Source organism: Sphingomonas sp. BAUL-RG-20F-R05-02, assembly GCF_022662305.1.
Classification (GTDB): domain Bacteria; phylum Pseudomonadota; class Alphaproteobacteria; order Sphingomonadales; family Sphingomonadaceae; genus Sphingomonas.
This window is the reverse complement of sequence record NZ_JAKNQH010000042.1, coordinates 1-8,759: the sequence shown is the minus strand read 5'-3', so window position 1 is coordinate 8,759 and position 8,759 is coordinate 1. Positions and strand designations below refer to the sequence as shown.

Sequence of the window (8,759 nt, the reverse complement as noted above, 5' to 3'; positions counted from 1 at the left end):
ATGGTAGTAAGCGCTTTTGCGACAGCGGCAGCGCGATCGGCACCAAGCTTGGCATTAGCGGCGTCGCTGCCGCGTGCATCGGCATAACCGACCAGCCGGACGACTGCCTTGGGATACGCTGCCAGAATCTGCGACAGTGCGCTCAGCGTTGGCTGATCGTCGGCGCGGATCGTTGCGGAAGCTGTATCGAAGTTCAGCTTGTTGAAGGTGAACGTGCGCGGCGCTGCTGCTGCAGAAGCGAGGAACGCCTGCAGGTCATAGTTCAGCGTTTGCGGCTGAAGGTCGACGGTTTTGCCGCCCGGGAGTACAACTTGCTTGATGGCTATTGGAGGCGTCGCGGTGGTTGGTGTCGCAGTCGGTGTTGGAGCAGCCACTACAGCATCATGCCGACCGCAGCGGCTGAGCGCGAGCAGCGCTGCCAGGATGCCGAGCCCGAGGAGGATCCAGGCGAGCCAGTTAATTTTCTTTTTCTCGATATGGACCTCGCGAGGAGGCGCACCCCGAGTGTTTTTTGGATCAGCCACGTTTATTCCCCTGTTGCTGGTGGTTGTTTGGCGTGCGCGACCGTTGCCCGCATGGTGCGAACCGTCGCTGGTATCGCGACATGTTCGGTGGTGCTGGTGCGCGTTATGCGCAGTTCCTCGATGACGAAGAGACGCTTCTCGACAACCAGGCGCTCCTCGATCAGCGACACGATCAGAGTGTCGCCTTCCTGACGCGGTTCGGGAGCCTCGGTGACGGCACGATCGACCGCGATGCGCTCGATCGTTAAGTCGCCACGCTCGACAGTGTCTTCGAGCAATACGGTGCGCTCGTCGACATGCGTAGATACCTTCACACGGTCGGTGACCGTCTGAAGCTTGTCGATTTCAAGCTGTTCTTCGTAAAGCGGAATAGTCCGCTTATCGTCATCGGGTACCACTGACAAAGCTCCGCCGATATCGGCGAGACCACCGGGCGTGGCTGGTTCGCAGTGCTGGCTCGAGGCCTTACGCCGCCCGTGCGACACCCGATGGACACATCCTGTCGAGCGAGCCACTAATCAACGGCTAAGCAGTTGGTTCCCGTCAAGCGGGGCTAGATGGCACCTGTGAGTAATTTACCGAAACGATTGCTGCTGCTGTCTCGATACTCGGCGGCAGCGTTTCGATGGCAAGCCCAAAAATACTATTGTTGGTGCACCGTTTTGGCCTGCTGATCCAGTTTGCTTGCTTTGTCCTTGGCCGCACCACGGATCGCCTTCGCCTGCTCTTCGAGCTTATCTGCGTCGGCATCGGCTTGCGAACGGATGGCGCGACCTTGATCCTTTAGCGCATCGGCTTGTTCGTTCCGCGCTTTAGCCACGGCACGGTTCGCGTGATCTGCAGCTTTGCCTGCGGCTTCGGCGTATGCATTCGGTGAGCGCCCTCTATTTTGGCGCGACTGATGCTACGCGGCTTGCGCGACGGGCTCGGGTGGTTGCTGTCGAGCTTTCCATTCCCACGGCAACAGCTCGTGAATTCGTGTCTGCGGATGGTCTGAAATCTGCGCGATGACGTCGCGGAGCCAGGCGTGTGGGTCGACATCGTTGAGGCGGCAGGTCTGGATCAGCGTGTACATGGCGGCCGCACGGTCACCGCCGCGGTCCGAGCCGCAGAAGGTCCAGTTCCGGCGCCCGATAGCGACGGTTCGAACGCGGCGTTCCGCAGCGTTGTTGGTCATGCAGATCCTGCCGTCGGAAACGAAGCGGGCAAAGCTGTCCCAGCGTGACAGCATGTAGTTGATGGCCTTCGCCAGATCGCCCTTGCGCGATAGACGACCATATTGCTGGCGCAGGAACTGCTCGAGGTCGGCGACGAGCGGAACAACATGGACCTGCCGCGACGCGAGCCGTTCACTGGCGTTCCGACCCCAGATCACGCGTTCGGCAGCGAAGATCGCATCCATGCGGGTGACGATGTCGACCGCGAGTGGCGTCCGGCTCAGGCGGGCTTCCTTGAAGAACGGGCGACGGGCGTGTGCCCAGCAGGCCGCTTCCAGGATGGGTCCTGGTTTGCGGCCTGCGGCGTAGAGCGCGTCATAGCCGGTATAAGCGTCAGCCTGCAGGATACCGGCATACCGAGCCAGCTGTCGCTGCGGATGGGCGCCTGTACGGTCGCGCGTGTAGTAATAGCAGGCAGCGGGCGGGTCGGTGCCGCCAAAGGGGCGGTCGTCACGAACGGATGCCCATATCCTGCCCGTCATGGTCTTGCCGGCTGCCATGACCGGCACGGTCGTATCATCATGATGAATGCGCTCGCCGGCGAGGATGTGTGCCTCGATGAGATCGACCAGGCCGCGCAGCAGGACGGTGCCGTGGCCGACATAGTCGGCGAGCGTCGAGACGCTGATGCTCATGCCTTCGGCGGCATAGGTCTCGCTCTGGCGGTTGAGCGGCTGATGCAGGCCAAACTTGTTAAACAGGACCATTGCCAGCAGGTTGGGGCCAGCGGATGCACGGGGAATGGGGTGGAACGGCGCTGGCGGCTGCGTGATGGTTTCGCAGGCCTTGCAGATGAACTTCTCACGCACCGTCTGCACGACGATCCACTGGCGGGGAACGACCTCACGGCTTTCCGTGATGGTCTCGCCAATCTTCTTGAGCTCTGCACCGTTGCAGCATGGGCAGCTCTCTGGGGCGGGTACGACGACACGGTGCCGGGGAAGATCGGCAGGTAGCGGAGCGCGGGTCGGCTTCTTGCGGGTGAACGGCACCACGGGAACGCCGGCTACACTGGCTTTGGCGACAGCGATCTCAGCGGCGAGCTCATCCTCGGTCGCAGTGGCAACCACGTCCTCAAGCTGCATTTCGAGCTGATCGAGCAACTTCCTGTGCCGCTCGGAAGACTGCCCCCATTTGTCCTGGCGCGCCTTGGCGATGCGTAGCTTGAGATCTTCGATGATGGCGTGTGCATCGGCGACTTGAGCCTGGGCGATGGCGGCGAGTGCCTCGGCCTCGAGTTGAGCTGCACGAGCGATGACGACGGTGTGACGCTCGGCGATCAGCAGCGCTTTCAGCGCTTCGACATCATTGGGAAGGGCCTCAATGCCGGTGTTCATCGAAGCTGATTTTACAGCAGAAAACTGCCAATTTGTCGAGGAATTTGGTGCCGAAACACAAGGAAAACCGGGCGTTCTAGCCCGCCAGTTCGGGCCTGAACGTGTATTGCGGATTCCGCCAGTCGATTCCTTCCAGAAGGAAGCCGAGTTGCCCCGCCGAGATCAAAATGACGCCGTCAGACGTCGCTGGCCAAGTGAACCGACCGCGCTCCAACCGCTTTGCGTAGAGCGACATTCCAAGGCCATCGTGCCATAGGATCTTCAGCAGGTCGCCGCGGCGACCACGGAAAACGTAAAGGTCGCCGGCATGTGGGTTGCGACCGAACCCTTGCTGGATCTGCATGGCAAGCGACGACATGCCCTTGCGCATATCCGTCTTGCCGGTGGCTATCCAGACCCGTGCCCCGCCCGGAACAGGGATCATGCTTTGAGCTCTCGCAAGGCCGCCACCAGCAAACTCGCAGATACGCCGCCAGCCGCACGGATGGTCGCACCGCGGATCTCGATGACCAGCACATCGGACGCGTCGTGGTTCGCGCCGGCAGGATCCGCACGAACGGTCACAGCTGCGAAACCGCTCGGCTGCGCAAGCTTTCTGCATAAGGTACGCCGCCAACGGTAGATCGATGAAGGCGAGACGTCGGCATCACGCGCGATAGCAGCAACCGACGCGCCAGGCACAATGGCTGCCTCCACGAGGGCAAGCTTGCGCTCGTCGCTCCAATGGCGACGCCGCTCAACGCCGGACAGTATAGTGATCTGGGTCATCGCCACGTCTCTAGCCACGGTGCAAACCACGGTGCTTGCACTGTGGCTAACATCTCAGCTCAGACCGTCACCCGCCAGATGCCCCTCACCGGATGCAGACGCTTCGGCTGGTCCGTTTCCGTTGTAAGCTACGCCCGCGGCATTGGCGGCGGCCTCGTCCTGAGCGGCGCCGGCTTTTCCGTTAGGACCGTTGCATGCAGCGAGCCCGAGCGTCAGCGCCACAGCGGCAATAATGGACGTTCTGTTCATGCTGTCTCCCAACCATCAAAAAGTAGGGCGGCGATGAGCCGCCCCACTCATAAATCCGATCGCGAAGGGCGCTTTTTGGAAATGCTGTGGGTGCCCCCCCCATCAGTGATTGGCAACCACAGCAATGCACAGCAGATTACTTGCTGTCGTCCTTCACGCCGACAGTTGGCACGTCGATGGTCGTCTTCTTGGTCTCAACCTTCGGAACGGTCACGGACTGCTTAGTCGTGCCGACGACGACCTCCTTCGAATGCACGTCCACATCCGGCATGTCGCCACCCTTGGCGCTGACGTTAATTTTGGGCAGCGAGCCGCCCTTCACATTTGCGCTCCAGAAGCCGGTGGCGAACAGGACGCCCACTACAATCACAATCGCCAGCAGGATGATGCCAATCACCTTGCCTGTGTTGCTGCGCTTTTCAACATAAGTCGTGGTGCCGTCTGAGTTACGATATTCAGCCATGTCTCACTCCCTGGTTACAGCCTTGAGAAACCGCCTCCCGCCCGACCTGTTCCGTTCACGCAATGAGTTAAGGACGTTGGCTTGCTACCGCCCGAGCCGGCAAGGCGGTCGGGATATTCAGGCGGTGCCAATTGCCTTCTCGATGTCGGCGACCAAATGGCCGGTCAGGCCGCTGGCGATCTCACCACCCAGCTTGGCTTCCAGAGCCTTGTGGTAGGGCTCGGGTAACTCACCCAAGGTCCAGGGCGCTGCGATTACCACGAGATGATCGACCTCACCGCCCAACGCCTGCTTGGTCAGCATCTCGTTCACAAGCTGACGGATATGTATTTCGCGTCCCTCGTGCTTGACCGCTGTGTGCCGGTCGCGCTGATCCGTGTCGTGAATGCCAGCCCAAACCGTAGCTCTTCAGTTGGATCAACTTGGGTAAATAACCGTTGCGGCAAAAGCGTTTGCGTCGGTCTCGGCACGGAGCTTTTCCATTTCGCGCATCATCGTTAGAAGATTGCGGCCGGCAGCCTCAGCCATTGCTTTCATGCCTTTGCGGGTTCGGCACTGGGGAGCACCCTCCATTATAACTGCCAAAGCGGTGATTAGCGCGTCGCATGCGTCTGCCGAACGGATGTAGGCGGTTGCGGTACCATCAATCTCGACCAATGATGTGTCGGCAATCGCCTTCAGCACCGCTGATGCCATCTTGCCCTGATACTCTTCGTCCGATTCCATTTAGCCATTCCATAAAAGCTTCTTAACGTGCGTTCTGCCTGGTCTCTCATGCACTGGTACTCGCCCGAAAGCAGCCGCTTTAGCGGCCTCGCATCCAAGCGAATCGCTTTGGCTGCGACTGGCAGGATTACCGGGCAAGGGCTTTTTGACCCAGGCATGCATACTACGATCAAGCCGTTTGCGATGGAGCAATGGCAAGCCACATTAAGGAACTTCCTGTGTGACCCGCCTTTGTCGAGGAACGCCATTTCATGGATTGAGTTGAGCTTTCATATCAGCCGCTAACTGGCTCTCTCCGTCTTGAAAGTGCCGGCTCATGCATACGTTCGAGCTGTTGCTTGTGCTGGTCGCGGCGTCCGTGGTGCTGGCGTATGCCGCACAGCGGCTACGCGTCCCGCTCGCGGTGGCGCTGGTCTGCGGCGGTATCGCGTTGGCATTCGTGCCCGGTATCGGCACCGTCGAGCTCGATCCCGAGCTGGTGCTGGCGCTCTTCCTGCCACCGCTGCTTCAAGCCAGCGCGTATCGCACCGATTGGCCAGCGTTCCGTTTCAACCTGCGTCCGATCCTGTCGCTTGCGCTTGGCGCGGTCTTCTTCACCGCGGCGGCTGTGGCGATCGTCGGCAAGCTGCTCGTGCCCGGCCTGCCCTGGTGGGCAGCGATTACGCTCGGCGCGATCGTAGCCCCGCCGGACGCAGTTGCGGCAGCGGCAGTCCTCAAGCAGGTAAAGCTGCCCAAGCGCATTGTGACGGTGCTGGAGGGCGAGAGCCTCATCAACGATGCGTCCTCGTTGGTTCTCTACCGCTGCGCAGTCGCCGCCACACTGGCGGGAACGTTCAGCCTCGGCGAAGGCGTCTTCCAGTTCTTCACCGCCGCAATCGGCGGGACACTGGCGGGCTGGATCGTCGGGCGCGCCGCCATGTGGATTTTCGCGTTGCTCGAGGACACGCTGCTCGACATTACCGTCAGCCTACTCGCGGGGTTCCTTGCCTACTTCCTCGCTGAACAGGTCCATGTCTCGGGCGTATTGGCAGCGGTAGCATGTGGGCTGGTGCTCGGCCGTCGCCAGCATGCCGCTTTCACTGGCGAGACGCGGCTCGGTATGGCAACCGTGTGGGGGTTCGTCGAGTTCCTCCTCACCGCGCTCGTGTTCATGCTCATCGGTATTCAACTACGCGGCATCGTCGAGCGACTGGAGGGGTACGATGCGAAAAGCCTGACCCTGATCGCCCTGGCGGTGTCGGCCACACTGATCATTAGTCGCTTTATCTGGATCTTCCCCGCGACATGGCTTCCGCGCTTCCTTTCGCGCACGACGCGGGAAGCGGACCCGATGCCACCATGGAGCTACCCGACCATTTTGTCCTGGGCCGGTATGCGCGGTGTGGTCAGCCTGGCGACGGCGCTGGCACTGCCGCTTCGGTTTCCAGGCCGGGACATCATCGTCTTCCTGGCGTTCTGCGCAATCTTCGCGACGCTGGTGCTTCAGGGCACGACACTCGGCTGGATGATCCGTCGCCTCGGACTCGAGCAGGAAGAGACGACGCTACCAGAGCCGGATAGCGCGCAGGCTCGTGCCGAACTCGCCGCAGCGTCGCTGGACGCCGTGCAGGAACATCTAGATGGCGATGCCTCCGAGCACGGCGAAGCGGCGGCAGAACTGGTCGAGGAGTACAAGGTGCGGGCCGAGCGAGCGAACATCGAGGGGCAGGACGTCGAGACTAAGACCGGCCAGATCGTCGCCCAGCAGCGCCTGCGCTTGGTCGCTATCGAGGCAGCGCGCGAGAAGCTTGCCGAGCAGACCGACCAGATCGACGCGGAAGCCCACCGCGCACTCGGTGAGGAACTTGACCTGGAAGAGCAGCAAATCCACCGCGCGCTTGGCGAAGCGTAGCCGGCACATCAGCATTCTTCAGGAGAACACCCTGTGGCAGACGACATACCCAATCCAGCTGGCGGGGCTCATCTGCGCACCGTTGCCCTGCCTCGTGACGCCAATGCGAGTGGCGACATCTTTGGCGGCTGGACCTTGTCACAGATGGATCTGGCGGGCGGCACCTTTGCAGCGGCCCATTCCGGCAAGCGCGTGGTCACCGTCCGGATCGATGCCGTCGAGTTCCTCAAGCCCGTATTGGTCGGTGACGACGTCAGCGTGTTCTGCGAACTCGAGCACGCGGGCGAAATGTCGATAGGAGTTCGGATCGAGGTCTGGGCGCGGGTTCGCACCGGCGATGCGCCGCACAAGGTAACGGAAGGCGTCTTTCGCTACGTCGCCGTTGGCGATGACGGCAAACCGACTTCTGCGCACTGAGCCGTTGCCTTCGTGAAGGAAGTCAGGACATGGCAAGGGGCTTATTTGCCGCTTGGCGGTTTACGCTACATCGCCGATAAGGGGTGACAGGAGTCCATTATGAGCACGAGCCTGACTGCAAAGTTCGATACGCGTCGCGAAGCCGAGATGACGGTCGAACGACTGGTCCAGCAGTTCAAGATCGAACGGACCGACGTGTTCATCACCGCAGAGGGTGACGAGAATACCGTTGGCATCGAAGAGGCCGGGTCCGACACCGAGGCAGGCGGGCCGAGTCCACAAGACAGGGACGATGCCCAGCTCGCTGGCCGCGTCGTCGTCTCGGTCGATATCGAGGATGACTCGCTCGCCGACGAGGTCCGCTCAGCCTTCGCCGAGTTCGATGCCGCCGAGGTCGAAGAAGGTTGACTGAATCGTGACCATCGGCGCCCCGCGCGGCGCCGACGCTGCATCGACCAGGTGAAAAAGGTGCTGGACGTATCCGAGCGGCGGGTGTGCCGCGTGCTCGGTCAGCACCGGTCGACGCAGCGCAAGGTGCCGTGCGGAGCAGATGACGAACAGGCGCTGACCAAGGACATCGTCGTGCTGGCCGGAGCAATATGGGCGCTACGGTTACCGTCGGATGACCTCGCTGTTGCATGCCGCTGGGTGGGCGGTGAACCATAAGCGTGTCGAACGGATCTGGCGGCGCGAGGGGCTGAAAGTGCCACAGAAGCAACCCAAACCTAGCCGGTTGTGGTTGAACGATGGCTCGTGCATCCGGCTGCGGTCGGAGTATCCGGGGCATGTCTGGGCGGAGCAGCCTAAGGTTCCGGCGATGCGCAGCATCGTTGGAAAGGCTGCGGAGGGGTACGACTTTGTCGAAGCGCGGACGCACGACGGGCGCAAGTTCCGGATCCTCATGATCATCGACGAGGCCAGCCAGGAGTGCCTGGCGCTGATCGTCGCACGTCAGTTGAAACACCAAGACGTGCTGGCGGCGCTTGCTGAGCTGTTTATCGCGCGGGGCCCGCCCGCGCATATAAGGTCGAACAATGGCAGCGAGTTCATCGCTACCGCGGTCCAGAAATGGCTCGGTCAGGTCGGCGTGAAGACGCTGTACATCGCGCCGGGCTTGCCATGGGAGAACGGCTATAACGAGAGCTTCAACGGCTCGTTGCGCGACTG

13 protein-coding genes and 1 pseudogene are annotated in these 8,759 nt (G+C 61.5%); 4 read left to right on the top strand and 10 right to left on the bottom strand.

The features are described 5' to 3' along the window. The 10 genes from L8F97_RS22945 to L8F97_RS22105 all read right to left on the bottom strand — a co-directional run. On the bottom strand, positions 1 to 524 hold a 524-nt coding region (locus L8F97_RS22945; protein WP_242154883.1), incomplete at its 3' end, for an OmpA family protein. Positions 525 to 526: 2 nt separating this feature from the next. Next, positions 527 to 922 carry a YsnF/AvaK domain-containing protein gene (locus tag L8F97_RS22145; protein WP_242154884.1) on the bottom strand — a complete coding sequence of 132 codons (396 nt, stop codon included), beginning with the start codon at positions 920 to 922 and terminating at the stop codon, positions 527 to 529. A 245-nt stretch (positions 923 to 1,167) separates the two neighbouring features. Then, positions 1,168 to 1,344: a hypothetical protein gene (locus L8F97_RS22140; protein ID WP_242154881.1), complete on the bottom strand. Its 177-nt coding sequence runs from the start codon at positions 1,342 to 1,344 to the stop codon at positions 1,168 to 1,170. Between the two features lie 84 nt (positions 1,345 to 1,428). Beyond that, the gene (gene tnpC / locus L8F97_RS22135; protein WP_242154879.1) at positions 1,429 to 3,078 is read right to left on the bottom strand and encodes an IS66 family transposase; all 1,650 of its coding nucleotides are present in this window, start codon (positions 3,076 to 3,078) and stop codon (positions 1,429 to 1,431) included. A 76-nt stretch (positions 3,079 to 3,154) separates the two neighbouring features. Continuing rightward, positions 3,155 to 3,502 carry an IS66 family insertion sequence element accessory protein TnpB gene (gene tnpB / locus L8F97_RS22130; RefSeq protein WP_242154876.1) on the bottom strand — a complete coding sequence of 116 codons (348 nt, stop codon included), beginning with the start codon at positions 3,500 to 3,502 and terminating at the stop codon, positions 3,155 to 3,157. Further along, the gene (tnpA, locus tag L8F97_RS22125; protein ID WP_242154874.1) at positions 3,499 to 3,846 is read right to left on the bottom strand and encodes an IS66-like element accessory protein TnpA; all 348 of its coding nucleotides are present in this window, start codon (positions 3,844 to 3,846) and stop codon (positions 3,499 to 3,501) included. The genes tnpB and tnpA overlap by 4 nt, the downstream gene beginning before the upstream one ends. A 54-nt stretch (positions 3,847 to 3,900) precedes the next feature. Beyond that, a complete protein-coding gene (locus L8F97_RS22120) occupies positions 3,901 to 4,095 on the bottom strand; it encodes a hypothetical protein (RefSeq protein WP_242154872.1) in 195 nt (64 codons plus the stop codon). Positions 4,096 to 4,231: 136 nt separating this feature from the next. Further along, positions 4,232 to 4,558 carry a hypothetical protein gene (locus tag L8F97_RS22115; protein WP_242154870.1) on the bottom strand — a complete coding sequence of 109 codons (327 nt, stop codon included), beginning with the start codon at positions 4,556 to 4,558 and terminating at the stop codon, positions 4,232 to 4,234. Between the two features lie 117 nt (positions 4,559 to 4,675). Beyond that, entirely contained in the window at positions 4,676 to 4,945 is a 270-nt protein-coding gene (locus L8F97_RS22110; RefSeq protein ID WP_313932083.1) for a host attachment protein, read from the bottom strand. Positions 4,946 to 4,975: 30 nt separating this feature from the next. Then, complete coding sequence (locus L8F97_RS22105) at positions 4,976 to 5,284, bottom strand: hypothetical protein (RefSeq protein ID WP_242154866.1); 309 nt, start codon at positions 5,282 to 5,284, stop codon at positions 4,976 to 4,978. Between the two features lie 316 nt (positions 5,285 to 5,600). On the opposite strand from L8F97_RS22105, the gene L8F97_RS22100 reads away from it, so the two are divergent. The 4 genes and pseudogenes from L8F97_RS22100 to L8F97_RS22085 form a co-directional block, all read left to right on the top strand. Further along, positions 5,601 to 7,175: a Na+/H+ antiporter gene (locus L8F97_RS22100; protein ID WP_242154864.1), complete on the top strand. Its 1,575-nt coding sequence runs from the start codon at positions 5,601 to 5,603 to the stop codon at positions 7,173 to 7,175. A 33-nt stretch (positions 7,176 to 7,208) separates the two neighbouring features. Continuing rightward, positions 7,209 to 7,592, top strand: a complete 384-nt coding sequence (locus L8F97_RS22095; protein ID WP_242154862.1) for an acyl-CoA thioesterase — start codon at positions 7,209 to 7,211, stop codon at positions 7,590 to 7,592. Between the two features lie 99 nt (positions 7,593 to 7,691). After that, a complete protein-coding gene (locus L8F97_RS22090) occupies positions 7,692 to 8,000 on the top strand; it encodes a hypothetical protein (RefSeq protein WP_242154860.1) in 309 nt (102 codons plus the stop codon). Between the two features lie 21 nt (positions 8,001 to 8,021). After that, positions 8,022 to 8,759 (top strand): annotated as a pseudogene (locus L8F97_RS22085) (IS3 family transposase); the annotation flags it as partial.

Excerpts from the sequence above, each read along its gene's own strand:
- tnpA (WP_242154874.1), bottom strand. The coding sequence starts at position 3,846 with ATGACCCAGATCACTATACTGTCCGGCGTTGAGCGGCGTCGCCATTGG.
- tnpB (WP_242154876.1), bottom strand. The coding sequence starts at position 3,502 with ATGATCCCTGTTCCGGGCGGGGCACGGGTCTGGATAGCCACCGGCAAG.
- L8F97_RS22105 (WP_242154866.1), bottom strand. The coding sequence starts at position 5,284 with ATGGAATCGGACGAAGAGTATCAGGGCAAGATGGCATCAGCGGTGCTG.
- L8F97_RS22115 (WP_242154870.1), bottom strand. The coding sequence starts at position 4,558 with ATGGCTGAATATCGTAACTCAGACGGCACCACGACTTATGTTGAAAAG.
- L8F97_RS22090 (WP_242154860.1), top strand. The coding sequence starts at position 7,692 with ATGAGCACGAGCCTGACTGCAAAGTTCGATACGCGTCGCGAAGCCGAG.
- tnpC (WP_242154879.1), bottom strand. The coding sequence starts at position 3,078 with ATGAACACCGGCATTGAGGCCCTTCCCAATGATGTCGAAGCGCTGAAA.
- L8F97_RS22120 (WP_242154872.1), bottom strand. The coding sequence starts at position 4,095 with ATGAACAGAACGTCCATTATTGCCGCTGTGGCGCTGACGCTCGGGCTC.
- L8F97_RS22100 (WP_242154864.1), top strand. The coding sequence starts at position 5,601 with ATGCATACGTTCGAGCTGTTGCTTGTGCTGGTCGCGGCGTCCGTGGTG.